The sequence below is a fragment of the Kitasatospora sp. NPDC096077 genome (assembly GCF_040303245.1).
Lineage (GTDB): Bacteria > Actinomycetota > Actinomycetes > Streptomycetales > Streptomycetaceae > Kitasatospora.
Window position 1 is genome coordinate 1 of record NZ_JBEOSV010000046.1, and the last position, 25,855, is coordinate 25,855.

Genomic DNA, 25,855 nt, shown 5'->3' on the forward strand with positions numbered 1-25,855 from the left:
ACGCCCTCCCACACGACACCCACCCGCAGCGCCTGCACCTCGTCCACCACCCGCTGCCACGACGCGGCGAACCCACCCACGTCCGACACACCATCGGCGGTGAACATCAACTGCTCGAAATACGCGGGAGAATCGGCCTCCACCAGCGAGTGGAACAGCATGCCGCTCTGCATCGGCGACAACGGCAGCACCTCCTCCACCCCCCGGCCGTCTCCGACCACCAGGTCCACACCCGCCTGGTCCAGCCCCGACAACGGGAAGTCCGACGGCGTCGACCCACCCACCCCCGGCACCTCGCAGTGCGCCACGAACTCCTCCAACGCGGCAACGAAACCCGCCGACAACCCCTCGACCACCGCAGCCGAGAACACACCCTCCTGCCAGCCCCACTCCACCAACAACCGGCCCTCCACCACCCGGCCCACCACGTCCAGGACGTGGGAGCGGGGGTCCAGCGGGCTGTGCTCGCCGGCGGGGCTGGGCAGCATGGCCCGGTAGAAGTCGCCGTCTCCGGTCAGGCCGTCGAACTGGCCGAGGTAGTTGAAGCTCACCTGCGGGCGGATCGCGCCCAGTTCCCCGGCCGCGGAATCCTGATCGCCGAGGTAGCGCAGGGCACCGTGGCCGACCCCGCGGCCCGGCACCGTACGGATCCGCTCCTTGACCGCCTTGACCAGCACGTCCCAGTCACCGCCGGCCGGCAGTTCCAGCGGGAACACCGAGGTGAACCAGCCCACCGTCCGCGAGACGTCCACGCCCGCGAACAACTCCTCACGGCCGTGGCCCTCGACATCCACCAGCACCCGGTCCCGACCGGTCCACTCCCCCAGCACCCGGGCCAGCACCGCCAACAGCACCTCGTTCACACGGGTCCGGTACACCCCCGGCACCCGCTGCAACAACGCCCGCGTCGCCTCCACCGACAACCCGCCCGACACCACCCGCAAACCACCGGGCCGCGCCGCCACACCCTCCACCGGCAAACCCGGCTCAACCCCCTGGCCCACACCGGACCAGTACGCCAACTCGGAGTCGAAACCACCCGACTCCACCAACTCCCGCAGCCGATACGCCCACTCCTGGAACGACGCCGACTTCACGCCCAGATCCACCGCGACACCGGACACCACCTGCCCGTACGCCACCGCCAGATCCTCCAGCAGCACCCGCCACGACACCCCGTCCACCACCAGGTGGTGCGCCACCACCACCAACCGCACCCCACCCGCACCGAGATCGATCAGGGCGAAGCGGATCAGCGGGCCGTCGGCGAGGTCGAAGCCGTGCTGCATCTCGTCGGTGATGGTGTCGAGTGCGCTCTGCCGCTCGTCCTCGGCGAGCGCGGACAGGTCGTGGTGCTCGACCGGTACGGGCCGGTCCTCGGCGAGGTTGCGCTGGCGCCAGCCCGCACCGGTGCGCTCGAAGCGCAGCCGCAGGCCGTCGTGGTGGGCGACCAGGGCCGCCACCGCCCGGGTGAGCGCGGTGTGGTCGACGGCCTGGGCGAGTTCCAGCTGGACGGCCATGTTGAAGTGCTGCGGGGCCGTGCGGTGGGTGCGGAAGAACCACCGCTGGATGGGGGTGAGCACCACGGGGCCCTCCACAGGCGGCTGGTCCCGGACGGGGGCGGCGGAGGCCGCGGGGCCGCCGAGGGCGGCGGCGAGCGAGGCGACCGTCTGGTGCTGGAAGATGTCCCGCGAGGTGAGGGTGAGTCCGGCCTTGCGGGCGCGGGCGACGACCTGGATGCTGAGGATCGAGTCGCCGCCCAGGTCGAAGAAATTGTCCTCGACCCCGACCCGCCCGACACCCAGCACCTGCGACCAGACCCCGGCCAGCACCTCCTCCACCGCGCCCACCGGCGCGGTGAACTCCTCACCGGAACCGACCACTTCGGGCTCCGGCAGAGCCCGCCGGTCCACCTTCCCGTTCGGCGTCAACGGCAACGCCTCCAGCGCCACGAACACCGACGGCACCAGGTAGTCCGGCAACACCCCGGCCATGAACTCCCGCAACCCGCCGATCCCTTCGGCCACCACGTAGGCAACCAGCCGGCGACCGCCCGTCGGACCGACCGGTGCCACGACCACGGCCTGCGACACCCCCGGAGCCGACGCCAGCACCGACTCCACCTCACCGAGCTCCACCCGGTGGCCGCGCACCTTCACCTGGTCGTCGACCCGGCCGACGAACTCCAGCTCACCACCGGCCGTCCAGCGCACCGCGTCACCGGTGCGGTACAACCGACCACCCGAACCGAACGGGTCCGCGACGAACCGCTCCGCCGTCAAACCCGGCCGACCCACGTAGCCCTGCGCGAGCCCCGCGCCGGCGACGTACAGCTCACCCACCACACCAGGCGGCACCGGCCGCAGCCAGCCGTCCAGCACGTACACCCGGGTGTCGCCGGTCGGCCGACCGATCGGCACCGTGTCGCCGTCGAGGTGGGCCGGGGTGATCCGGCAGACCGCGGCGAAGGTGGTGGTCTCGGTGGGCCCGTAGCCGTTCAGCAGGGTGAGCGAGGGGAAGCGCTCCAGTACAGCCCGGCAGTGCCGCGGCGACAGCGTGTCGCCGCCGGCGAGCAGCCGGCGCACCCCGCCGAGCGCCTCGATGCCGGAGTCGACGACCTCGTGGAACAGGCCGGCGGTCAGCCAGAGCGTCGTCACCCCGTACTCGGCCACGAAGGCACCCAGCTCGCGGGTGTCCAGCACGCCGGGCGCGGGGACGGCCAGGGTGGCACCGTTCAGCAGCGCGCCCCAGATCTCGAAGGTGGCCGCGTCGAAGGAGACCGAGGCCAGCTGCGCGACCACGTCCTGGCCGCCGAGTTCGAGGTAGCCGTTGTCCCGGACGACCCGCTCGACGCCGCGGTGCGTGGCCTCGACGCCCTTGGGGCGGCCGGTCGAGCCGGAGGTGTAGACGACGTACGCGGCGCTGCCCGGGGTGAGCGCCACCTGCGGGCACTCGGCCGGGCAGGCCATGACGGCCGCGCGGTCCCGGTCGAGGAGGACCAGCCCCGGCCCGTCCGGGGTCCAGCGGGCGGCGGCGGCCTCGTCGGTGAGCAGCAGGGAGAGGCCGGCATCCTCGACCATGAAGTCCAGCCGGCTGTGCGGGTAGGACGGGTCGAGCGGCACGTAGACGGCGCCGGCCTTGACCACGGCGAGCACGGCGGTGATCAGTTCGGCGCCGCGTTCCAGGTGGATGCCGATCCGATCGCCGGGCTTGACGCCGAGGGCGATCAGATGGTGGGCGAGCCGGTTGGAGCACCTGTCCAGTCCGGCGTAGTCCAGGCGGACGCCTTCGGCGCGCAGGGCGACGGCCTCGGGGGTGCGTGCCACCTGGGCGGCGAACAGCTCGGGCAGCGTGCCCGCGGTGGCACTGCGCGCGGTGTCGTTCCAGGTGTGCAGGAGGCGCTCGGTCTCGGCGCCGGTGAGCAGCGGTGCCTCGGCCATCGGGCGCTGCGGCCGGGCGGCGAGGCCGGTGAGCAGGACGCCGAGCTGGTCGGCGAGGCGCATCGCGGTGTGCTCGTCGAAGAGGTCGGTGCTGTACTCCAGGGAGCCGGTGAGGCCGCCGTCGAGGTTCTGCCAGAACTCCAGGGTGACGTCGAAGAGTGCGGCCTCGCGTGGCAGTACGGTCTCGGTGACGGTGAGTCCGGGCAGTTCGGGCAGGCGGACCGGGGCGTTCTGCAGCACGAGCATGGCCTGGACCAGCGGGGGGCGGCTGGGGTCACGTTCGGCCACCACTGCGTCGACCACGCGGTCGAAGGGCACGTCGTCGTTGGCCAGTGCGTCCAGGATGTCGGAGCGGGTGCGGTCGACGAAGTCGGCGAAGCTGAGGGTCTCGTCGACGTCCGCGCGCAGCACCAGGGTGTTGACGAAGAAGCCGACCAGTTCGGCGAGTTCGAGGCGGTCGCGGCCGGTGTCCACGGTGCCGAGCGCGATGTCGCGGCGTCCGGACCAGCGGGAGAGCAGGAGTTGGGTGCCGGCGGCGAGGGTGGTGAACAGGGTGGTGCCGTGTTCGCGGCCGAGGGCGGTGAGCCGTTCGACGGTGTTCGGTGCGAGGGTGAACAGGTGGCGGGCGCCGGCGGAGCTGCGCAGGGCCGGGCGGGGCCTGTCGGTGGGCAGTTCGAGGGCGGTGACGCCGTCGAGTTTCCGCTGCCAGTAGGCGAGTTGGCCGGCGATGCGGGGGTTGTCCGCCTGGTTCTGCTGCCAGTCGGCGACGTCGGCGTGCTGGAGGGCGAGGGGTTCGAGCCCGGCCTGGCGGGTCAGTGTCTCGGCGGTGGTGTCCGGGTCGGTGGTGGTCAGTGCCGCGCGGTAGAGCAGGCCGAGGTCGTGGGCGATGACGTCCATCGACCAGGCGTCGGCGACGATGTGGTGCGCGGTGAGGACCAGCAGGTGGTCCTGGGGCGCGGTGCGCACCAGGAGTGCCCGCAGGGGGCGTCCGGAGCGCAGGTCGAAGGGGGCGGACACCTCGGCCCGCAGCAGTTCCTGGACGGCGGCGTCCCGGGCGGGGCCGGCGAGGACGGCCGGTTCGGCCACCGGCAGTGGCAGGGCGGCGGGTTTGCCGATCACCTGGACGGGTGCGCCGTCGACGTCGGTGAAGGCGGTGCGCAGCGGCTCGTGGCGGGCGACGAGGGCGGCCAGGGCGCGCTGCAGCGCCGGGTGGTCGAGGTGGCCGGTGAGGTGCAGTCCGGTGGCGCAGTTGTAGGCGGAGCCGCCGGGTTCGTGCTGGTCGAGGAACCACAGCCGGCGCTGCGCCGGGGAGAGTCCCAGTGGCCGGCCGCGCTCCAGGGCGGGGATCGGTTCGGCGGCGGTCTGGGCGGGGCGCTGTTCCAGGTGCTCCAGGCGGGCGGCGTACCGGGCCAGGGTGGAGTGGTCGAACAGGTCAGCGGGGGCGGGGCGGTGGCCGAGGCGGCGTTCCACCTGGAAGGCCATCCGCAGGCCGGCGATGGAGTCTCCGCCGCGGGCGAAGAAGTCGTCGTCGGCGCCGATCCGCTCGACGCCGAGGACCTCGGTCCAGATCTCGGCGAGGCGGCGCTCCAGTTCGGTGCGCGGCGGGGTGTGGGCGGGTCCGGCGGTGTGGCCGGGTGCGGGCAGGGCGGCGCGGTCGACCTTGCCGTTGGGGGTGAGGGGGAAGCTGTCCAGGAAGCCGAAGGCGGTGGGCACCATGTGGGCGGGGAGTCGTCCGGCGAGGTGGTCGCGCAGTTCGGCGGCGGAGGGGACGGCCTCGGGCAGGCGGGGGACGACATGGGCGACGAGGCGGCGCGGCTCGGCGCCCTGGGCGACGACGACGCACTGGAGCACGCCCTCGTACTCGCTGAGGGCGGCCTCGATCTCGCCGAGTTCGACGCGCAGTCCGCGGATCTTCACCTGGTGGTCGGTGCGGCCGACGAACTCGTACTGCTCGCCGCCGAGTCGGCGTACCCGGTCGCCGGTGCGGTACATCCGGGAGCCGTCGTCGGCGTTGGGGTCGGCGACGAAGCGCTCGGCGGTGAGCGAGGCCCGGTTGACGTAGCCGCGGGCCAGTGCGTCGCCGGCGATGCACAGTTCGCCGACGCCGCCCTCGGGCACGGGGCGCAGGCTGTCGTCGAGCACCATGACCCGGACGCCGGGCACGGCACGGCCGATGCCGGGGACCTCGCCGAGTTCGGGGGGCAGGGGGCCGTTGACGGTGGTGGTGACGGTGGCCTCGGTGGGGCCGTAGGCGTTGAACATGCGCCGGTTGCGGGCCCAGCGGGCGACCAGGTCGGGCGGGCAGGGCTCGCCGCCGGTGGCGAGGCTGCGCAGGTCGGGCAGTTCCACCGGGGGGATGGTGGCGAGCACCGACGGCGGGATCATCGCGTGGGTGACGGAGGTGGTGGACAGGAGTTCGGCGATGCCCTCGCCGACGGTCTGGGTGTCGGCGGAGGGCAGGATCAGGGTGGCCCCGGCGTACCAGGTCTGGACGAGGTCGGCGATGGCGACGTCGAAGTTGGGCGAGACCAGTTGGAGGACGCGGCTGTCCTGGTCGATGGCGAGGGCGTCGACGTGGGCGGCGCCGAGGGCCTCGACGCCGCGGTGGGTGACGGCCACGCCCTTGGGGGTGCCGGTGGAGCCCGAGGTGTAGATGACGTACGCGGTGTTGTCCAGCAGCACCGGCACGTCGGGGGCGGTGTCCGGGCCGTCCTGGTCGGGCCGGTCGATCCGCAGGGTCCGGGCGGTGGCGCCGAAAACGTGTTCGCCGGGGTCCCCGGTGAGGACGAGGTTGATGTCGGAGTCGGCGACCATGAAGGCGAGGCGCTCGGCCGGGTACTTGGGGTCGAGCGGGACGTAGGCGCCGCCGGCCTTGAGGACGGCGAGCAGTCCGGTGATCAGGTGCGGGCCGCGTTCGACGAAGACGCCGACCCTGCTCTCGGGCCGCACTCCCTCGGCCACCAGTCGGCGGGCCAGCAGGTTGGCCCGCCGGTCGACCTCACCGTAGGAGAGGCTGACGCCGGCCTGCTCCACCGCGGGGTGGCCCGGCCGGCGGGCGGCCTGTGCCTCGAACAGCCCGTGGAGCGTGGTGCCGGCGACGGCCGACCGGTTGAACGACGAGTACATGCCAGACTTCATGCCGGTATCCCAAATCGCTGAGGAATTGTTCGTGAACGCCTGTGACCGTCGAGCGCACGGCTCGTCATCCGCCCCGGCCGGAGCGTGTTTCCGTCGATGCGGCCCGATGTTCTTCCCCGGGTTCGATCCGAATTGCCCCCGGGGCCGACGACGTATCGGAACGCGTCGGTCCGGCCCGCCACCCCGACTGCACAGCGATGCCTCGGGAAACATTCTTCAACGTCGGAATTTGCTCGAACAGGAGTTTTAGCCCTGTCGCAAACACCCACTCCGGAGGCGGTACCACAGGGAGTCAGCCACCACTCCACGTGGGCATCTACCGCACCCCACCCCCGGGGGGAGTGCCAGCTGAACCCGAATCCATCCTGCGGACGGCATAGTGCGTCGCCACCATGTCTCGGTATGGTGCGGACCATCGGTCAAACGGGGTGGGAAGTCACACACCCACAGGCAGTCACAGGGGCGTCAATGCGGCGATATCGAACCGTTCCACCGCCGGCCCGGCCCGGCGAGGTGGTGGCCTCGCTCAACGCGGTTTCCGTCGCACTCCCGAGTGCCGCTGGGCCGCGTTTCGCGCTGAAAGACGTGAACCTCGGAATCCGCTCCGGTTGCTTTCTGGCCGTGATGGGCCCGGCAGGCGCCGGAAAGACCACGCTGCTGCGCTGCCTGGCCGGGCTCGTCCCTCCGACGTCCGGTTCGACGAGGTGGGCCCCGGGGCCGGACCCGGCCCAGCCGGTCCCCGTCGAACTGCTCCTGGAGGAACCGTCCCTGGACGAGCGGCAGCCGGACCACCCGGCCGGCTCGGTGGCCGAGTCCGTCCGGTCGGCGGGCCCGGTCGGCCGGGTCGACCTGGACCGGGTCCTCCGGGCGACCCTGCTGGGCCGCAGCCCGGAGCGGCCGGTCCGGGAGCTGTCCGCCTCCAGCCGCCAACGCCTGGCGGTCGCCCGGGCGCTGGCCCGGGCCCCGCGACTGCTGCTGGCCGACGAGCCCGGCCCGGACGCCCGATCCGGCGCCGAACGCGCCCGGGCCACCGTCCTGCGGCGCGCGAGCGCGCGGTTCGACGTCGCGACCGTGATGGCCGTACGAGACCCGGTCGCCGCCGCGCTCGCCAGCGCCACGGTCTTCCTCCACCGCGGGCAGGTCGTCGACGCGGTGGCCGGCGCCGACCCGGCCGAGCTCGCCGAGTGCCTGCTCAGGATCGAGCGGCAACAGTCCGCAGCCTGCGATTGACCAGATCGAGCAGCGCCCCGGGCTCGTTGAGGAAGAAGTGGTCGCCGGGCAGTTCCAGGGATTCGCTCGGGCCCGCGCAGTGCCGGGCCCACTCCTTCATGTCGGCGGGCCGCGCCTCCGCGTCGTCCACCCCGGCGAAGGTCGTCATCGGGACGGGCACGGTGACGCCCGGTTCGGTCAGGTACGTCTCGGTGAGCGCGAAATCGGCCCGCAGGACCGGCAACAGCAGCGCGAGGATCTCCGGGGCGTTCAGCACCGCGGTCGGCATCCCGTTCATCTGCCGGATCTCCTCGGTCAGTTCGGCGTCCGGCAGCAGGTGCCGGCGCATCGCGGTGCGCTGCGGCACGCAGCCGCCCAGGAACAGCCAGGTCGGTGTCCGCGCCCCGCGCTCGGCCAGCAGCCGGGTCAGCGCGAAGGCGATCTGACCGCCCATGCTGTGCCCGAAGAAGGCGAACGGCTTGTCCGTCCACGGCTCCAGGTGCTCGGCCAGCCGCACCACCAGGTCCGCCATCACGGTCACCGGCGGCTCGCTGATCCGCTCCTCCCGGCCGGGCAGCAGCACCGGGCACACCTCGACGGACGGGTCCAGGAACTCGTGCCAGGACCGGAACACGCTGGTGCCGCCACCCGCGTACGGGAAGCAGAACAGCCGCACCCTGGCCGCCGGGCGCTGGGGCCGGGTGACCACCCAGCGCGGGCTACGGGACTTGGTGGGTTCCACAGGACTGCCTTTCCGGAGCTTTCCGAAGGGGACGCCACCCGGGGCCTCCGGGGGCAGGAGGCGGAGCGGACACGGTCAGGGCACGGGGTCGCCGATGTTCTCGGCGGGTTCGGCCGACCTGGTGGGTTCGGGGGTGGAACCGGCAGCGGGCAGGGCGCTGCGGACATCCGGAAACGCCCGCAGCGTACGGCTGAGGCCGGCTGCCACCGCGGCGAGCAGCAGGAGGCCGACGAAGACCGCGACCGCCGTCCCGCGCCCGGCCGTATCGGCGAGCACGCCGCCGAACAGCGGGCCGGCCACCCCCGCGACGCCGCCGGTGAGCGCCATCGCCGCCCCGACCCGGCCGCGCAGGCCGTCCGGGGTGACTCTCATCTGGTACACCACCACGGTGGCGTGCACGGTCGGCGCGCAGAAGGCGATCGCCGCGAGCACGGCTCCGAAGAGGTAGGCGCTGGTGCCGAGCGCGAGCAGCGGGGTGACCGCGGCGCCGACCAGGCCGAGGCCGGAGATCGCGACCCGCGGCGCGATGAGCCGCTGCAGCACCGGCGCCACCACGGCGCCGAGCAGGCCTCCGACGCCCGTCATGGCCCCGATCACGCCGATCTCGTCGGCCGGCACCCCCGACCGCTTCGCGAGGGTCACCACCAGCAGGTAGAGCGCGTTGAACGCGATGCTCACCGCCACCGCCACCAGCAGGGCGCTGCGCAGCACCGGGCGCTCCCGGATGAAGCGCACGCCGACCTTGAGGTCCCCGGCCAGCGAGCCGCCCTGCCGGGCGGGGGCCGCGACGGCGGCCGGCAGCCGCAGGAACAGCAGCAGCACGAAGGAGGCGGCGAAGGTGACCGCGTTGACGGCGAACGGCAGCCACTCGTGCGCGGCCAGCAGCAGACCGCCGAGCCCCGGGCCGACCAGCGTCGCCAGGTAGCTGCGGGCCGCGTTGCGCGAGACCGCCTCCGGCAGCTGGCTCGGGTGGACGAGCTGGGGCAGCAACGCCTCCTCCGCCGGGGTGAACAGCGCCGCCGCCGCGCCGTCCACGGCGGCCACCAGGAACACCGGGCCCAGGCCCTCGTCCCCCCGCCACAGCGCCAGCACGAGCGCGGCGAGGGCGGGGATGCGCACCAGCTCACAGGCGATCAGCACCCGCTTGCGGTTCCACCGGTCCACCAGCGCGCCGGCCGGGATCAGCACCAGCAGCCGGGCCATCGCGTTCACGGTGCCGGCCGCGCCCGCGGTGACGGCGGATCCGGTCAGCGCGAGCACTACCAGCGGGATCGCGAACAGCGATACCTGGCCACCGATTTCGGAGAACAGCTGACTGATCAGCACCACGTTGTAGTTGCGGTTGCGCGCCAATGGCCTTGGAATCTGCGACTGTTCGACGTCCGGCACCCTGAGATCCCTCCGCCCGCCCTGTTCCGACCTGCGCATGCTGCCACCGGCCCACCGCAACCGGGAGATCTTTAAGCGAGGACGGAACAACGCTGGTCGAACGTCCGATCGGATCGCGCCGGCGCCGCCCGGAACTCGAAAGAGTAGTGCAGGCAACACCCCCCTTCGGGTGTGCGGTGTACTTACCGGAACGCTCCGGGCGGACAGACTTGGAAACGTACAGCGGCGCGGTTGAGGCCGCGTCTCACAAGGGTTTCGAGGAGTCTTCTCATGGCCGGTTCTGCCGGAAAGCCCGGATCGGGCTGGGTGGTCCTTCCGCTGGTGCTGTTCTTCATCGGTGCCATGCTCACCTCCGTGGTCTCCCACGGCGTGACGGGCAGCACCCACACCACCGTCATGATCGGCGGGTTCGTCCTGGACGCGATCGCCCTGGTCTGGGGCGTCGCCCGCTGGCGCAAGGCGAGCAACGGTGAGTGACCCCTTGACCGTGACCCGGCCGTCCCGTCCTGCGACCAGGAGCACCCGACCATGACCACACCGATCCCGGCCGACCCGGCCCGGCGGACCGCCCGCGCCTACCAGCGGAGCCTGGGCCTGCGGGCGGTCGCCGCCACCATCGCGATCGGGGCCGTCTTCGGCCTCGCCGCCTGCAACTCGCCCCAGCAGGTGCTCGATCGGGCCGACATGTGCCTGAAGATCACCGACCTGGCGCTGTTCAACCCGCACCCCGTGGACGCCGACGCCGCGGTCAAGGACGTCAACGACCGCGCGGACAAGATCGACGAGCTGGCGAAGAAGGCCAAGGACGACAACCTGAAGAAGGCCGCCAGCGACACCGCCAACGAGCTGCGCAGCACCAAGCTCAAGGACCGCGACCCCGGCAGCGTCTCCGTGTATGTCACGGGCCAGAACAAGCGGCTTGAGTCGCTGCGCTCCACCTGCACCAGCGCCGGTGACATGGCGGGCTGACGCACCGCCACCCATGGACCGGAGGCCGCGGGTGGCGGGACCCCCGCCTGCTCACTCCGACCTCCCTCACCGGGTGCCCGGGGCCCCCCGCCCCGGGCACCCGGTGCTTTCCGTTTCCGGGCCCGCGACAAACGCCGATTCCTGCTAGGACTCCTGGATGTCGTGCCCCAGATAGGTCAGCACAGCCAGCACCCGGCGGTGCACACTGCCGCCCTCCGGCGGCAGGTTGAACTTGTCGAAGATGTTCCGGATGTGCTTGCTCACCGCCCGCTCGGTGATCACCAGTTGTTCCGAGATCGCGTTGTTGGCCTTGCCCTGCGCCATCAGCTCCAGCACCTCCTGCTCGCGCGGACTCAGATTGCGCATCGGCCTGGCCGCGACCTGCCGGCTGAGCAGTTGGGTGACCACCTCCGGGTCGAGCACGGTACCGCCGCCGGCGACCGTCTCCAGCGCCTCCAGGAACTGGTCCACCCGCCCCACCCGGTCCTTCAGCAGGTAGCCCACCCCCTTAGCCCCGTGCGCCAGCAGCTCGGCCGCGTACGTCTCCTCAACGTACTGGGAGAGCACCAGGACCGGCAGGTCCGGCAGTTCGCGCCGGGCGGCGAGCGCCGCCCGCAGCCCCTCGTCCCGGAATGACGGCGGCAGCCGGACGTCGAGGACCGCCAGGTCGGGCCGGTGGTTGCGCAGCGCGGGCAGAATCTCCGGTCCCGCGCCGACCGACGCCTCCACCGAGTGGCCGTTGCTGCTGAGCAGCAGGACCATCCCCTCCCGTAGCAGGGCGTTGTCCTCCGCGATCACGATCCGCATGGCAGCTCCACTTTCAGCTCCGTAGGCCCTCCGACAGGGCTGGTGAGGGTCGCCGTACCGTCCAGCGCGGCCACCCGGCGGCGGATGCCGACCAGACCGGAGCCGGCGTGTTCGTCGGCACCCCCGCGTCCGTCGTCGGTGACCGTGATGGTCAGCTGTCCGTCGCTGCGCTGGAAGCGTACCGAGGACTTGGTCGCCCGGCTGTGCTTCCTGATGTTGGTCAGCCCCTCGGCGATCACGAAGTAGGCCGCCGCCTCCACCGACGCGGGCAGCCGGTGGCCGCTCTCGACCACGCTCACCTGCAGGTCCACCGGAATCGACGAGCCGGCTGCCAACGCCCGGACGGCACCGGCGAGTCCACGGTCCGTCAGCACCGGCGGGTAGACCGTCCGTACGACGTGGCGCAGGTCGGCCAGGACCCGCTCGATGCCCTCCTGCGCCTCGTCCAGCCGCGCTCTGGTCGCCTCCGGGTCCTTCGCCAACTGCTGCTTGGCCAGCCCGATCCGCAGCGACAGGGCGACCAGCTGCGCCTGGACGCCGTCGTGGAGGTCCCGTTCGATGCGACGCAGTTCGGCGCTGTGCGCCTCGACGGCGCCGGCCCGGCTCTCCGACAGCTCCGCCACCCGCTCGGCCAGCCGGGACGACTCGGACGGGCGCAACAGGTTCACCGTCCAGCTCGCCTGACGCTCCGCCAGGAACCTCTGCAGGTTGAGCACCAGCGGCTCGGCCCGCGACGGGACGCCTCGGCGCCGGGCCACCGCGTCGGCGACGCCCAGTCGTACGCCGTCCAGCGGCAGGCCGACCAGCCACAGCAGCAGGGTCAGCAGGCTGAGCAGCATCACGCTCAGGGTCTGCACCGGCAACCACAGGGCGTCGCGCCAGGTGCCGGGGTCGGTCATCGCCAGCCGGAACCGGTCCGAGAGCGAGCCGTCCAGCGGCAGGTACTGCTCCGGCACCGTGGTGCCCAGGAAGGCGCCCGCGCGTACCCGTTCGTGCCCCGCCAGGCGGCGCAGCGCCCGCACCACCTCCGGCCAGGCGGGGGCGCCGATCAGGAACACGGTGAAGAACAGCGAGGCCGGGACGACGAAGCAGCCGAAGAAGCAGACCACTGCCATCGGCAGGCCCATGTACAGGAAGGCGCTGGCGTCCCGGGCGTCGCGGACGGCCGCGCCGAGTCTCGACGTGTCCTCCTCGGTGTCCGGCTGAGGCTCGAACTCTGGCACCGGTAGGGCCTCCTGGGGTCGGCGTTGCACTGCGGCGACCGCCGCACCACGGCGTCGCGTCCCACCGTAACGAACCGGAAGCGCACCGTGCGGTGTCTCTGTCACCCCAGCACATGGGTGTGCTGGCTGAACCCCGAGACGGGTGGAAGGGTCATCGCGGCGCCCTCGGCGGAAACCCTAGGGTCAGTTGCGTGGCCGCGGGTGACCCGCGGCCACGCCGGCCCACCGCAGTGTCGGCCGGGCCGGCCAGGAAGCACGCCCGGGAGGGTTCACCGGTGATCAGGCAGCGCATCGGACGGACGGACGCGGCGGATTCAGCCGTCGAGCAGGAGCAGGGCCACCCGATCGGCCCGGTCGCCCTGACCATGCGGTCGGTGACCCGTCGTTACCTTCGCGGCGGCCAGCCGGTGAACGCCCTGGACGACGTGAGCCTGGAGATCCCCCAGGGGCGGTTCGTCGCCGTGATGGGCCGCTCCGGGTCCGGCAAGACGACCTTCCTGCAGTGCGCCGCCGGCCTGGACCGGCCGACCTCCGGCACCGTGCGGATCGGGAACACCGACCTCGGCTCGCTGAGCGAGGCGGCGCTGACCCGGCTGCGCCGGGACCGGATCGGCTTCGTGTTCCAGTCGCTCAACCTGGTGCCGTCGCTGACCGTGCGGGAGAACGTCACGCTGCCGCTGCTGCTGGGCGGCGAGCGGCCGGACAGCCCGCAGGCCGTGGAGCGGGCGATGCGCGTCCTGGAGTCGGTCGGGCTGGCAGACCGCGCGGACGACTCCCCGCTGCACCTGTCCGGCGGCCAGCAGCAGCGGGTCGCCATCGCCCGCGCCCTGGTCACCGACCCGGCGGTGATCTTCGCCGACGAGCCGACCGGGGCACTCGACCCCTCCACCGCCAACGACGTCTTCACGCTGCTGCGCCGGGCCGTGGACGACACCGGGCACACCGTGGTGATGGTCACCCACGACCCGGTCGCCGCGAGCTGGGCCGACGAGGCGGTCTTCCTGGCGAAGGGACGGATCGTCACCAACATGGTCCGGCCGCAGACCGCCGACGTCGTCCAGGTCATGGCCGAGCTCGGGGGCTGCTGACCATGTCCGCGACCCGCACCGTCCCCCGCGCCGCGGCCCGGGCCCTGCGGAGCCCGTACGGCCCGAGCCGCGGCGAGGGCCAGGCGACCGCCCGCACGGCGCACTTCCTGGCCGTCCGCGCGGTCCGGATGCACCTCAAGGCGTGGAGCGCGGTCTTCGCCGCGCTGCTGCTGACCTCCCTGCTGCTCGGCTCGTTCGCCCTGGCCACGCTGTCCGCCTTCGCCGGGCACGCCCGGGTGGAGCGCTACGCGGCGACCGTCGCGGTCGTCGGCGGCAATCAGACCACCACCTACGAGGCCACCCCGTTCGCCAGCAAGCCGAAGTCCGTCACGGCCGCGCTCACCGAGCGGGTGCGCGTCCCGGAGTCGGCCGTCGCCCGGCTCTCCGCCGTCCCCGGCGTCGCGGCGGCGATCCCGGACAGCGTTGTCCCGATCACCCTGACCGCGGCCGACGGCACCACCGCCGTCCCGGGGCCGGACTCGGAGTCCGGGGTCTCCCCCGTCTACGCGCACGGCTGGGCCACCGCCGCGTTGGCTCCCTTCACGCTGCGCTCGGGCCACCAACCGAACGGCCCGCAGGAAGTGGTCCTGGACGGCGCCCTGGCCGCCCGTGCCGGGGCCAAGGTCGGCGACGAGGTCGGCCTCCAGTCGCCGGTCGGCCTGCCCGTGCGCTACCGGGTGGCGGGCATCGCCGCACCCCAGGGCGGTGGCGACGGCACCGGCCTGGCCCACCAGGGCACGGTCTTCCTCAGCGACCAGAAGGCCCGCGACCTGGCGGGCCACCCCGGCCAGGTGGACGCGATCGGCGTCCTCGCGGAGGACGGCACAACCGTCCACACCCTCTACCCGGCGCTGCGCGCCGCCCTGGACGGCGGCACCGCGGTCCGCGACGCCGTCGGCGAGCGGGCGCCGCAGGACTCCTCGGCCCTGCGGGTGCTGACCGGCAACGCCCGCGGGAACGCGGAGTTCCTCCAAGCCGCGCCCAGCCGGATCGGGCTGCTGATGCTGCTGGCCACGGTCTGCGTGGTGGTCACCATGATCGCCGTGTTGGTGGTCTCCAGCACCGTGGCGCAGGCCGTCCACCAGCGGGCCCGGGAGTTCGCGCTGCTCCGGGCAGTCGGGGCGACCCCCCGCCAGTTGCGGGTCACCGTGGGGCACGAGGCCGCGATGGTCGCCGTCACCGCCGCCCTGCTGGGCGCGGCCGGCGCCGTCCCCGTCTACCTGGAACTCGTCGCCATGCTGGAACGGCGCGGCGCGATCCCCGTCGGCCTCGACCTGTCCATCCCGCCGATGATGCTGGCCTCGGTGGTCCTCACCGGGGCGCTGACCCTGCTGGTGGCCCGGGTCGCGGCCGCGCTCGCCTGCGGGCGGACGGCCAAGCTGAAGCCGGCCGCAGCGATGGGCGAGGCCCAGACCGAGCCCGAGCAGCCCGGCAAAGGACGCACGATCACCGGCGTCATCCTGCTCTTCACCGGGGTCAGCGCGGCTGGCACGGCCTCGCTGCAGCGCGGCGAGACCGCCGCCGCGGCCGCCAGTTCGGCCGCGATGGCCCTGGTCATCGCGTGCGCGCTGCTCGGCCCGTGGATCGCCCGGCTCGCGATCCATCTCGTCGGCGGCACGGTTCGCCGCCTCGGTGGGGCCGGCGGCTACCTCGCCGACGCCGCCACCCGGGCGAACTCCCGGCGCCTGGGCGCGGCGATCACCCCGATCGTGCTGGTGGTGGCCTTCGTCGGGGTCCAGCTCTCGGCCGGCGCCACGCTGGACCGCGAGGGCGGCCGGCAGGCCGGCAGCGCCATGCGGGCCGACCTGTCGGTCACCGCCGGTGGCGCGGGCATCCCCGAGGAGGTGGTGCAGCGGCTCGCCCGGACGAACGGCGTGAGCGCGGCCACCGGCGTGCTGTACAGCACCGTCGTGCTGGCGCACCGCGAGGTCGGCGATCCCAAGCTCGACCGGTTCCCGGTGCTCGGCATCACCCCGCAGGCCCTGCCCGCCACCCTCGACCCCAAGGTGACCGCCGGTGACCTCGGCATGCTCGGCCGCGGCACGGTCGCGGTCGGCACCGAGCGCGCCCGCGATCTGAGCCTGTCGGTCGGCTCCACAGTGACGATCCGCTACGGCGACGGCGCGGCCGTGCCGCTGCGCGTGGTCGCGCTCTACGAGCGGCAGCTGGCGCTCGGCGAGTTCCTCTTCGCCCACGACGAACTGGCCGCGCACACCGCCGCCCCGGCGAACGGGCGGGCGCTGCTGGCGGTCGCCCCGGGCTCCGACCACCGGGCCGTGCGGGCCGCCGTGGAGCGGGAGTTGGCCGGCGCAGCGCCCGGTGCCACAGTGACCGACCAGCCGTCCCCCGAGCACCTGCGCGAGGAGGACCGCGGCGTCGGCCAGGTGATCACCACGGTCGCCGTGACCGCGATCGGCAGCTTCACCGTGATCGCGGTGCTGAGCACCCTGACCCTGATCGTCACCGGACGGCGGCCGGAACTCGCCCTTCTGCGACTGGTCGGCGCCGGCCGGCGGCAGGTCCGTGGCATGCTCCAGGTGGAGGCGTTGATCGTCATGACGGTCGGCCTGGTGATCGGCGCCCTGGCGGCCCTCATTCCCTTGGCCGCCTTCAGTTGGTCACTTGCCGGTTCACTGCCCTATCTGCCGGGAATGCAGGTGCTGTTGATCGTCTCGACCGTCGTAGTCACCACGCTGGCCGGCTACCTACTGCCGGGCCGCTCCTTCCGGCGTAGGCGGCATCCGGCCGAACTACGGCGCGTGTGACACCCGTTCCGGCAGCAGGGGCAGGCAGTAGTAGGCAGAGAAAGAAACGAGGAACTCCACCCGATGCGTCGCGTCGCCGTAGCAAGTCTGCTGGCCCTGGCCGGAGCGGCCGCGCTGGTCCTCAGCGCCTTCCAGCCCTGGTACGAGAAGAGCGATCCTCGGTCGGTACCGATCGCAGACCTCTTCCAGGGCTTCTCCCCCGACCGCACCGCCACGACCGGCACGTCCATGATGATCCCGCTGGCCGCCGGCGCGGCGATCGCGGCCCTCGCCCTGCTGGTGCGCTCTCGGCTGGTGATGCTCCTGGCCGGGCTGCTCGCCCTGGCCACCTGCGTGCTGTGGACGGTCCAGAAGGCCCTTGAGGTGGCGCCGGTCTCCTTCGACATCACCGACCTGCACACCGGCCTGTGGAACGCCTACGGCGGTGTCCTGCTGCTGCTGATCGCCGTGGCGGTGCTGCCCCCCAGGCGCGCCTGACCGCGCGGCCGCCCGCGTCAGCCGGCCCTCCAGCGTGGATGTTTCAGCCACGACTTAACCATCTGCCGTAGCCGTGCCCGGCCTTGAAGACTCTCCCTTGAGCAGCGTTCGACGGGAAGGGACCTGAGGTGGACGGCACATCGGCGGCACCATCGAGAGCAACGCTCGCCACCGCGCTGGAGCGCTTCGGCCAACTCGCCCGGGACTGCGCGGTGGTGGGCGCCCAGCTCGCGGTGCACGCGCACGGTTCGCTGCACACCCGGGAGTTCGGCCGCGAGGTCGACGGCGGCTCCGAGGTCCACTCCGGTTCGGCCTTCGCGTACGGGTCCACCTCCAAGACCTTCACTGCCGTCTGCGCGCTCCAGCTGGTCTCCGACGGCCTGCTGACCCTGGATGACCCGATCCGCCGCTGGGTGGGCGGCGCCGACCCGGCCCTGGACGCGACCGTACGGCAACTGCTCAGCCACACCGCCGGCCTGCCGTCCGACCACGAGTCGCACGATGCGGGTGGCGATCCGCCGGCCCGCCGCCTACGGGCCCTGCTCGCCGCCGTGCCGCCCCCGGCCCGGACCGCCTGGCCCGCCCCGGGCACGTTCTCCTACTCCAACGTCGGCTACCACCTGCTCTCCCAGCTGGTGGCCGATGCCACCGGCCTGAGCTGGCCGGAGACCCTCGACACCTACCTGCTCAGCCCCCTCGACACCCGGGCCGGCTTTCTTCCGGGCCCGCGCCCGCGCACCGCCCCGGCCCTGACCGTCCACGGCCACCACATCCGGCCCCCGGCCACCGGCCACGAGGCCCGCACCGTCTCAGCCATCGCGTGCACCACGGACTCCGACTCGCTCGCGGCCGGCGGCCTGGCCGGCACCGCGACCGACCTGGTCGCACTGGCCCGGCTGGCCCTCGGGAACGGGCCGGACCTCTGCGACCCGCAGGTCCTGCAGGAGATGACCACCCCGGTCGACGGCGCCGAACCGTTCGGCCTCGCCGACGGCTGGGGCCTGGGCCTCGGCCGCTTCGGTACGCCCGGCACCGCCTGGTGGGGCCACGACGGCACCCACGACGGCACCACCTGCCACCTGCGTCTGGATTCCGCGTCCGGCACCGTGGTAGCGCTCACCACCAACTCCACCACCGGCCAGCAGCTGTGGGACGCCGTCCTGCGCGAACTCGCCGACGCGGGCCTGCCCGTCGGCGTCCACCGCCCCCAACTCCCGCCCGAGGCACCGGTCGAGGACTTCACCCCCTGCCTCGGCGAGTACCGCAACGGGGAACTCGGCATCACCGCGCGCCTGGACGCCGGCGACCTCATCCTCGCCCTCCCGGGCGGCGCCGCCTACCCCGCCACCCCGCGCGCGGACCTCACCTTTTCCGCCCTGCCCCCAGGTCACAGCACCCCCTTCGTCGGCCGCTTCCTGCGCAGCCCGCACTCCCCCGTAGTCCTGCAGTACAACGGTCGCACCCTCACCCGCGCCGCCCCCGTCACGTGAACGGACCGGCGCGGGCCGGACCGCACTGAAGACCCCAAGCGCGAAACAACCGCCCCCGCGGTCGGGACAGGGGTGCCGCGTTGGAAACCGCATCTCTGTCCGGCGCCGCGAGCAGGAACGCAAGGCATTCAACGAGGTCCCCGGCGCCATCACCCGGCCCAACCTCCCCCAGGACGGCATGCTCGACCTCGACTACAGCCCCCTGGCCGAATCCGCTCACCGCGCCGGCCGCGCCCTGCACTCCATCGGCAGCGCGGACCTCACCGACGCCTTCCCCGCCGAGACCGCCATCGAGCTCGCCGCCGTGGAGAACGCCGAACTCGGCGACCTCACCGGCCGGCCGCGCCCGCCAGGCCGTCCTCCTCAGCCGCGAAGGCGCCTCCCCCGTCCAGGTCGCCGGCGCCGACCACCTCCTCGAACAGGACCCCTTCGGCCCCGCAGCACTGTTCACCGGGCCGCGGGGCGGGCGGATCACCATCGCCGTCCTGCGCGACGCGACGCACTGGGACGAGGTCGTGGTGGGGCTCGGCTTCGAGGACCTGCGCCGCCACGACCTCCGGCACACCGGGCTGACGTGGATGGCCGACGCCGGGGTGCCGCTGCACGTCCTGCGGAAGATCGCCGGACACGGCTCGCCCACGACCACGCAGTGGTACCTCCACCCCGACCGGCGCTCGATCGAGCTGGCCGGCGAGGCCCTGAGCACGCACCTGCGCGGGCCGCGCGAGGCCCCTGGTCCCGAAGTGACCCCGCCGGAGACTCCCGGGCGCCACCTGCGGCTAGTGCGCTGACCTACCCTCAAAAACGGCAAAAGCCCCGCTGGCCTGGACTTCCGTCCAGTCAGCGGGGCTCCGACATCACTGTCGGGACGACAGGATTTGAACCTGCGACCCCTTGACCCCCAGTCAAGTGCGCTACCAAGCTGCGCCACGTCCCGTGGTCTCGTGCCGTGCGGCGGGGCCTGGGGGGGCTTTGCCGGTTGGCTTTTCGACCTTGTCTCCGGTGTCCCGGCGACGTGGAAAACAATACAGCACGTCGGGGGGTGCTCGCTGCCAGATTCCGGGAGCGGGTGGGGTCGGTGGGTTCAGGGGGTCGGGTGGCGGGCGTCGTAGCGGAGGAAGGCGGGGCGGCGGGCGGCGAGGAGGAGGACGCAGGCGACGCAGGCGAGGCCGCCGGTGATGACGGAGGTGGCGGGGTTGCTGAGGGCGGCGACGGCGCCGGACTCGAAGTCGCCGAGGCGGGGGCCGCCGGCCACGACGACGATGAAGATCCCCTGGAGGCGGCCGCGCATCTCGTCGGGGGCGGCGACCTGCATCATCGTGTTGCGGAAGATCATGCTGACGGTGTCCGCGCAGCCGGCCACCGCGAGCAGCAGGAGGCCCAGCCAGAGGTTGTGGAGGGCGCCGAAGGCGGCGATGGCGAGGCCCCAGGCGGAGACGGCGGCGAGGATCGCGACGCCCTGGCGGTGGACCCGGCCGACCCAGCCGGAGAAGAGCGCGCCGATCAGGGCGCCGACGGCCGGGGCGGAGACCAGCAGGCCGACGGTGCGGGCGTCGCCGGCGTAGAAGGTGGCGGCGATCGCGGGGAAGAGGGCGCGGGGCATCCCGAAGATCATCGCGGCCAGGTCGGCGAGGAAGCTGGTGCGCAGGTTGGGCTGCTCGCGCAGGAAACGCAGGCCGTCGAGGACGGAGGCGCGGCCCTTGCGCTCGCCCAGTGGCCGCATGGCGGGCAGTCGCCACATGGCGTACAGGGTGGCGGTGAAGGCGACGGTGTCGACCAGGTAGGCGGACTGGACGCCGAAGGCGCCGATCAGGACGCCGCCGAGCATCGGGCCGACGGTGAGGCCGAGGTTCATGCTGACGGTGTTCAGGGCGTTCGCCGCCGGGAGCCGGTGGGCGGGGACCAGCCGGGGGATCATCGCCGAGCGGGCGGGCGAGCTGAGTGCGAAGAACCCCGCCTGGACGGCGACGGCGGCGTAGAGGACGGCCACCGCGTGGAACCCGGCGAGGGCCTGGGCGGCGAGCAGGGCGGAGACGGCGGCCAGGCCGGCCGAGCCGATCAGGCCGAGCTTTCGGCGGTCCACGGTGTCGGCGATGGCGCCGCCGTACAGGCCGAAGGCGACCAGCGGGACGAGGGAGAACAGACCCACCAGGCCGGTCGCGAAGGCGGAGCCGGTCAGGTCGTAGACCTGGACGGAGACGGCCACGGCGGTCATCTGCTGGCCGATCGAGGACACCGCCTGACCGGACCAGACCCGGCGGTAGTCGGGGTGCTCGCGCAGCGGGCTGAGGTCGGCGAAGGCCCTGCGGTACCAGGGGAGGGCCGGTATCCCGCCCGGCGTCCCGGGAGGGTCCGGGGTCTCGGAGGAGGCCGCGGGTGAGTCCGCGGCGGCGGGGACCCCGGTGGGGGTGGCGGTGGGGGTGGCGGCGGTCGAGGTATCAGGGGGTTGCTTGGTCGTCACAACCGTCCATGGTTGCCCCGGCCCGCGCCGCCCCCGACACCGGGGGGCTCCCTCCGGCCCCCGCACGCCGAACCGCCACCGAACCGCCACCGAACGGCCACCGAACGTCGACCGACCGCCACCGATCCATCGCCGCCCCGCACCGCCCCCCACCGACCGCCGGAGTCGCCCCCGACAGCCGGTGCAGCACGCCCCGCCGACTACCGGGTGAGCACCTGCTTCTCCCCCGCCTCCACCGCGAAGTCCAGCCGGTTCCCCGGCGGCGGGAACGGGCAGATGAAGTGGTCCGCGAAGGCGCAGGGCGGCAGGTAGGCCCGGTTGAGGTCGAGGACCGTCCGGCCGTCCGCGTCCGGTGCGGGCAGGGTGATGAAGCGGAAACGGTAGGTGTCGACACCGCTGGTGGCGTCCGCGATGACGCCGGTGAGGCGCTGGCCGGAACGGCCGACGGTCAGGGTGCGGTGCTCGCCGGCCACCGTGAACTCGATCCGTCCGGTGACGGCCAGCGGGCGGTCCTTGCCGTCCGCGTTCGGGACGACGACCGACTGCCCCTCCTCCTCGAAGGGGGTGTAGACGGCGGGCACCGCCCACTCCGGCGCGTACGGGTAGGCGGAGATGCCCGCGAAGCCGACCCGGCGGGGCGCGGCCGGGTCGAAGACCCGCAGGGCGAGCTCGCCCTCCCGCTCGATCGGGACGAGCAGCAGCTCGCCCTGGGTGGCGGTGTCGGCGGCCGGATCGGTGTCCGGGCGCAGCAGCACCTCGCCGTCCACCGGTCCGTCGGCACGGTCGGCGCCGTCGACCGTGATGCCGTCGGCCGCGGCGGCCCGCACCCGGACGCCCTCGGGGTCGGCCCACCAGAGCCCGGGCAGGCCCGGGACCTCGGCCGGCTCGGGCGCCAGCCAGTGCGTGCCGGTGAGTGCGAGCTGGCCGTGCGGCGCGCTCACCGACGCCGCCCGCCCGTCACTCCAGTGCTTCCAGTCCTCCGCGGCCGTCGCCGTCATCGGTCAACCCTCCCGGTCCGGTCCCGCGGACGGCCCGCCGTTCGAGCCGTCCGTATCGGTCATCCTGCACAACGTCGTCCGTCGGTACGGATCATTCCCCGACCCCGGCAAGCCGCCGCCCCCGTAAGGAGACTGCAATGCGGCGGCAACACACGGCGGCCGGGACCGCAACCGGGACGCGGTGGTCAGTCCTGCAGCGGCCGGAAGAGGCCCTCCTGCACCACCGACACCACCAGCTGCCCGCTCCGGTCGTAGATCTGCCCGCGGGCCAGGCCGCGCGCGCCGTGGGCGATCGGCGACTCCTGCTGGTAGAGCAGCCAGTCGTCGGCGCGGAACGGCCGGTGGAACCACATCGCGTGGTCGAGCGAGGCCATGTCGAAGTGCCGGCGGCCCCACAGCGGCTCGACGGGGGCGCGCACGGCGTCCAGCAGCGTCATGTCGCTGGCGTAGGTGAGCGCGCAGACGTGGATCAGCGGATCGTCCGGCAGCGGACCGTTGGTGCGCAGCCAGACGCCGCTGCGCGCCTCGACGTCGACCAGCTCGTGCTTGTGCCAGCGCAGCCGCTCGACGTAGCGGATGTCGAAGGGCTGGCGGCGGCTGATGAACGGGGGCAGTTCGCCGAGCCGGGAGCCGACCTCGTCCAACGCACTGGGCAGTTCCTCGGGCGCCGGGACCTCCGGCATCGGGTACTGGTGCTCGATGCTGCCCTCCTCCGGTCTGTGGAAGTCGGCGGTGAGCGAGAAGATCGACCGGCCGCCCTGGATGGCGAGCACCCGGCGGGTGGTGAAGGAACGGCCGTCGCGGATCCGGTCGACCTGGTAGACGATCGGCAGGCCGGGGACGCCGGGGCGCAGGAAGTACGCGTGCAGCGAGTGGACGGGGCGCTCGCCCTCGACCGTGCGCCCCGCCGCGACCAGCGCCTGCCCGGCGACCTGGCCGCCGAAGGTGCGCTGCAGCGCCTCCTCGGGACTGCGCCCGCGGAAGATGTTCAGTTCGATCTGCTCCAGGTCGAGCAGATCGACGAGGTCGTCGACGGGGGTACCCATGGGCGCGCCTCCCTCTCGTGGTTCCGATCGAGTTCTCGTGATCCCGGTCGAGTTCTCGTGATTTCGGTCGAGTTCTCCAGCTCACTCGAATTCTCCGGCGACCCGGGACATTCCCGCTCACCGGGGCGACCGCCCCTCCCCCTCACCGGGCCGACCGCCCCTCCCCCGCTACGCCCCCAGCCCCGACTGCCGCACCGTGATGTTGAGCCGCCCCACCAGCTCCGGTTCGAACGCCCGGTCCGCCGTCCCCGGCAGTGTCCGCACCACCCCGTGGTACGCGAACCGGGACGGCCCGCCGAACACCAGGAGGTCCCCGCTGCGCAGTTCCAGGTCGGTCCACGGCCGGGTCCTGGTCTCGGTGTTCCCGAGCCGGAAGACGCAGTCGTCACCCAACGAGATCGAGACCACCGGCGCGTCCACGCGCTCGTCGCGGTCCTGGTGCAGACCCATCTTCGCGCCGTGCGGGTAGTGGTTCACGATCGCGGTGTCCGGTTCGTAGCCGACCGCACCCGCGATCCCACCGGCGTGCTCCCCGTAGGCGTCCGCCACCGCCCGCCGGGCGAGCTCCCCGAGCAGCGGCGGGAACGGCTTGACGGGGGCGCCGTCCTCGGCGACCCGCGCGTAGCCGTACGGGTACCAGTGCCAGCCGAGGCTCACCATCCGCACCGACATCACCCCGCCGGTGGGCATCCGCACGCTGTGCAGCCCGGCCGGTGGCAGGGCCCACTCCCGGCAGGCCGCGACCAGGCGCCGCTGCGCGGCCCGGTCCAGCCAGTCGGGCAGCAGGACGGCGCCGGGAGCGGGCTCGGTCCGCACCCGGGCGCGGCCGGACCGGTCCCCGGGCAGGTCGTCGAACAGCTCGCCCTGGATCACCCCACCATCCTCCCGCACCGAGCCCTCCCGTACCGCGCGCTCCTCCACCGCGCCCTCCCGCACCGCCCCCGCCGACGGGCCGGGGAGCCGGTCCTCGGCGTCCTGGCCGATCATCCCCAGCTCCCGCGCGCAGGACGGCCAGGCCTCCCAGCCCTGCCGCCGCAGGATCTCCTCCCCGACGGTGGTCTGCTCGCGCCGGCTCGCGTGGTCCGGCCGGTCGGCGAAGTGCAGGCCGCCGGTCTCCGCCCAGGTGGTCGGGTGGATCTGCAGGCCGCCGTAGTAGCCGTTGCCGGTGTCGGCCCGCCAGTCGCCGCCGCTCTCGCAGTCGGCGAGTTCGTCCCAGACGAGATCCGCGACCCGCACCGACGCCCCGACCCGCGCGCCACCCGGGACCACGGCCGGCACAGCCGCCGCCAGCACCGCCACCGCCACGGCCACACCCGCCCGGGCCACGACCCGACCTGTCCGCTCGTCATACGGGTACGGCACGGCAGCCGACCCTAGGGACTCCGGGTCCCCACCGGGCCGCTCCGCCCCCGACACACCGGAAACGCCGACGGCCGCTCCCCCGCGTGGCGGAGGAGCGGCCGTGGCCGGGGAGCGGCGGCGCCGGCCCGAGCGACCAGGGGTCAGCTCATCGGGCCTCAGGCGCCCAGCTGTTCAGGAGCTCAAGAGCTCAAGAACGCAGGAGCTCAGACGCTCAGGGTCTGACCCGGGAAGATCAGGTCGGGGTTGCCACCGATGACCTTGGCGTTGTTCTTGTACAGGTCGTGCCAGTCCAGGCCCTGCGCGGCGGCGATGGAGCTCAGGGTGTCACCGGACTTGACGGTGTAGTTGCCCTTGGCCGGCTTGGCGTCGTTGGAGCCGGTCCAGGACTTGGCGCCGTTCCAGGACTTGGCGGCGTCCTTCTTCGACGCGGCGTCGGGCTTCGCGGCGTCAGCCTTGGGCGCGGCGGCCTTCGGCGCGGCGTCAGCCTTCGGCGCGGCAGCGGCCTTGGGGGCGGCGGCCTTCGGGGTGGCGGTCTTCGGCGCGGGGGTCTGCGCCGGCTTGGCGGCGGAGGTGCCGGCCGAGGTGTCGACGGCGGCCGGGGCGCCGCCCTTGGTCAGGCCCGCCTTGACGGAGCAGACCGGCCAGGCGCCGGGGCCCTGGGAGGCGAGGACCTTCTCGGCGACGGCGATCTGCTGCGCCTTGGTGGCCTGGTTGGCCTGCGAGGCGTAGGCGGTGCCGCCGAAGGCGGCCCAGGTGCTGGAGGTGAACTGCAGACCGCCGTAGAAACCGTTGCCGGTGTTGATGGCCCAGTTGCCGCCGCTCTCGCACTGGGCGACGGAGTCCCAGGTGGAGACCGGGGCGGCGGAGGCCGAGGTGGCCGTGACGAGGCCGGCCACCGGCAGGGCCGCGACAGCGGCGCCCGCCACGACGGCCATCCGAACGCGGTTGCGCTTGGTGGCGGCGGTGGTGGTGGCAGCGGCGTTCTCGTTACGGAAGGTCATGGGGTTCCTCTCGACAGCCCCGGGCGGGCATGCGGAACCAGACCCTCAAGAGGGCCGCGTTCGCTTGCCGCGTCCGTCGGACGGCCGTGCACGTGTCGGACGTGCCGCTTGCCGCCCTGGCCACCCAGCCGCTCGCCGACGACCTGTTCGAGCGATCGTGTCGGCGGGCACCTGCCGCGTCCGGCCGGGGCCGGGGGGCGGTGCGTCGGGGGTGAGCCCGGGTGGCGCTCGTTGCGCCGCCAAAGAAGCT

General features: G+C 73.2%; 19 protein-coding genes, 1 tRNA gene and 1 pseudogene. 8 read left to right on the plus strand and 13 right to left on the minus strand.

Annotated elements, in window-relative coordinates; translation table 11 throughout:
- On the minus strand, positions 1–6,578 hold a 6,578-nt coding region (locus ABTZ03_RS30170; RefSeq protein WP_350516281.1), incomplete at its 3' end, for a non-ribosomal peptide synthetase.
- Positions 6,579–7,163: 585 nt separating this feature from the next.
- On the opposite strand from ABTZ03_RS30170, the gene ABTZ03_RS30175 reads away from it, so the two are divergent.
- Positions 7,164–7,808, plus strand: a complete 645-nt coding sequence (locus ABTZ03_RS30175) for an ATP-binding cassette domain-containing protein (RefSeq protein WP_350516282.1) — start codon at positions 7,164–7,166, stop codon at positions 7,806–7,808.
- On the opposite strand, the gene ABTZ03_RS30180 is transcribed toward ABTZ03_RS30175, so the two are convergent.
- Positions 7,771–8,529, minus strand: a complete 759-nt coding sequence (locus ABTZ03_RS30180; protein ID WP_350516283.1) for a thioesterase II family protein — start codon at positions 8,527–8,529, stop codon at positions 7,771–7,773. The two genes, ABTZ03_RS30175 and ABTZ03_RS30180, sit on opposite strands and share 38 nt — an antisense overlap.
- A 75-nt stretch (positions 8,530–8,604) precedes the next feature.
- Positions 8,605–9,918 (minus strand): MFS transporter, encoded by a 1,314-nt coding sequence (locus ABTZ03_RS30185; RefSeq protein WP_350516284.1) that lies wholly within the window; start codon positions 9,916–9,918, stop codon positions 8,605–8,607.
- 270 nt (positions 9,919–10,188) lie between these two features.
- Between ABTZ03_RS30185 and ABTZ03_RS30190 the strand changes: the two genes are divergently transcribed.
- Together ABTZ03_RS30190 and ABTZ03_RS30195 are read left to right on the plus strand one after the other, a co-directional pair.
- On the plus strand, positions 10,189–10,395 hold the full coding sequence (locus tag ABTZ03_RS30190) for a hypothetical protein (protein WP_350516285.1): 207 nt from the start codon (positions 10,189–10,191) through the stop codon (positions 10,393–10,395).
- A gap of 51 nt (positions 10,396–10,446) precedes the next feature.
- Positions 10,447–10,887: a DUF8711 family protein gene (locus ABTZ03_RS30195; protein WP_350516286.1), complete on the plus strand. Its 441-nt coding sequence runs from the start codon at positions 10,447–10,449 to the stop codon at positions 10,885–10,887.
- A gap of 144 nt (positions 10,888–11,031) precedes the next feature.
- Here the strand turns inward: ABTZ03_RS30195 and ABTZ03_RS30200 are convergent, their stop codons facing one another.
- Both ABTZ03_RS30200 and ABTZ03_RS30205 read right to left on the minus strand, forming a co-directional pair.
- Positions 11,032–11,694 (minus strand): LuxR C-terminal-related transcriptional regulator, encoded by a 663-nt coding sequence (locus ABTZ03_RS30200; protein ID WP_350516287.1) that lies wholly within the window; start codon positions 11,692–11,694, stop codon positions 11,032–11,034.
- Entirely contained in the window at positions 11,682–12,821 is a 1,140-nt protein-coding gene (locus ABTZ03_RS30205; RefSeq protein WP_350516322.1) for a sensor histidine kinase, read from the minus strand. The genes ABTZ03_RS30200 and ABTZ03_RS30205 overlap by 13 nt, the downstream gene beginning before the upstream one ends.
- Positions 12,822–13,195: 374 nt before the next feature.
- Here ABTZ03_RS30205 and ABTZ03_RS30210 point away from each other — a divergent pair, with 374 nt between their 5' ends.
- The 4 genes from ABTZ03_RS30210 to ABTZ03_RS30225 all read left to right on the plus strand — a co-directional run bounded on the left by ABTZ03_RS30210 (position 13,196) and on the right by ABTZ03_RS30225 (position 18,737).
- Complete coding sequence (locus ABTZ03_RS30210; protein WP_502894636.1) at positions 13,196–14,005, plus strand: ABC transporter ATP-binding protein; 810 nt, start codon at positions 13,196–13,198, stop codon at positions 14,003–14,005.
- Positions 14,006–14,007: 2 nt separating this feature from the next.
- Entirely contained in the window at positions 14,008–16,770 is a 2,763-nt protein-coding gene (locus ABTZ03_RS30215; RefSeq protein WP_350516288.1) for an FtsX-like permease family protein, read from the plus strand.
- Between the two features lie 63 nt (positions 16,771–16,833).
- Positions 16,834–17,247: a hypothetical protein gene (locus ABTZ03_RS30220; protein ID WP_350516289.1), complete on the plus strand. Its 414-nt coding sequence runs from the start codon at positions 16,834–16,836 to the stop codon at positions 17,245–17,247.
- A gap of 128 nt (positions 17,248–17,375) precedes the next feature.
- A complete protein-coding gene (locus ABTZ03_RS30225) occupies positions 17,376–18,737 on the plus strand; it encodes a serine hydrolase domain-containing protein (protein ID WP_350516290.1) in 1,362 nt (453 codons plus the stop codon).
- A gap of 329 nt (positions 18,738–19,066) precedes the next feature.
- Here ABTZ03_RS30225 and ABTZ03_RS30230 read toward each other — a convergent pair whose 3' ends face one another.
- Positions 19,067–19,240, minus strand: a complete 174-nt coding sequence (locus tag ABTZ03_RS30230; protein WP_350516331.1) for a hypothetical protein — start codon at positions 19,238–19,240, stop codon at positions 19,067–19,069.
- A 12-nt stretch (positions 19,241–19,252) separates the two neighbouring features.
- Between ABTZ03_RS30230 and ABTZ03_RS30235 the strand changes: the two genes are divergently transcribed.
- Positions 19,253–19,528, plus strand: coding sequence for a tyrosine-type recombinase/integrase (locus tag ABTZ03_RS30235; RefSeq protein ID WP_502894634.1), 276 nt, complete (start codon positions 19,253–19,255; stop codon positions 19,526–19,528).
- Positions 19,529–19,600: 72 nt separating this feature from the next.
- On the opposite strand, the gene ABTZ03_RS30240 is transcribed toward ABTZ03_RS30235, so the two are convergent.
- The 7 genes and pseudogenes from ABTZ03_RS30240 to ABTZ03_RS30270 all read right to left on the minus strand — a co-directional run bounded on the left by ABTZ03_RS30240 (position 19,601) and on the right by ABTZ03_RS30270 (position 25,605).
- Positions 19,601–19,674: transfer RNA gene (locus ABTZ03_RS30240), tRNA-Pro, on the minus strand.
- A gap of 147 nt (positions 19,675–19,821) precedes the next feature.
- Positions 19,822–21,066, minus strand: a complete 1,245-nt coding sequence (locus ABTZ03_RS30245; RefSeq protein ID WP_350516324.1) for an MFS transporter — start codon at positions 21,064–21,066, stop codon at positions 19,822–19,824.
- Between the two features lie 332 nt (positions 21,067–21,398).
- On the minus strand, positions 21,399–22,196 hold the full coding sequence (locus ABTZ03_RS30250) for a DUF1684 domain-containing protein (protein WP_350516291.1): 798 nt from the start codon (positions 22,194–22,196) through the stop codon (positions 21,399–21,401).
- Between the two features lie 185 nt (positions 22,197–22,381).
- Complete coding sequence (gene tesB / locus ABTZ03_RS30255; RefSeq protein ID WP_350516292.1) at positions 22,382–23,242, minus strand: acyl-CoA thioesterase II; 861 nt, start codon at positions 23,240–23,242, stop codon at positions 22,382–22,384.
- A 168-nt stretch (positions 23,243–23,410) separates the two neighbouring features.
- On the minus strand, positions 23,411–24,088 hold the full coding sequence (locus ABTZ03_RS30260) for an alpha-ketoglutarate-dependent dioxygenase AlkB family protein (protein ID WP_350516325.1): 678 nt from the start codon (positions 24,086–24,088) through the stop codon (positions 23,411–23,413).
- A 168-nt stretch (positions 24,089–24,256) separates the two neighbouring features.
- Positions 24,257–24,658: pseudogene (locus tag ABTZ03_RS30265) on the minus strand (transglycosylase family protein); the annotation flags it as partial.
- A 149-nt stretch (positions 24,659–24,807) separates the two neighbouring features.
- Complete coding sequence (locus ABTZ03_RS30270; RefSeq protein WP_350516293.1) at positions 24,808–25,605, minus strand: transglycosylase family protein; 798 nt, start codon at positions 25,603–25,605, stop codon at positions 24,808–24,810.
- Positions 25,606–25,855 lie beyond the last annotated feature (250 nt).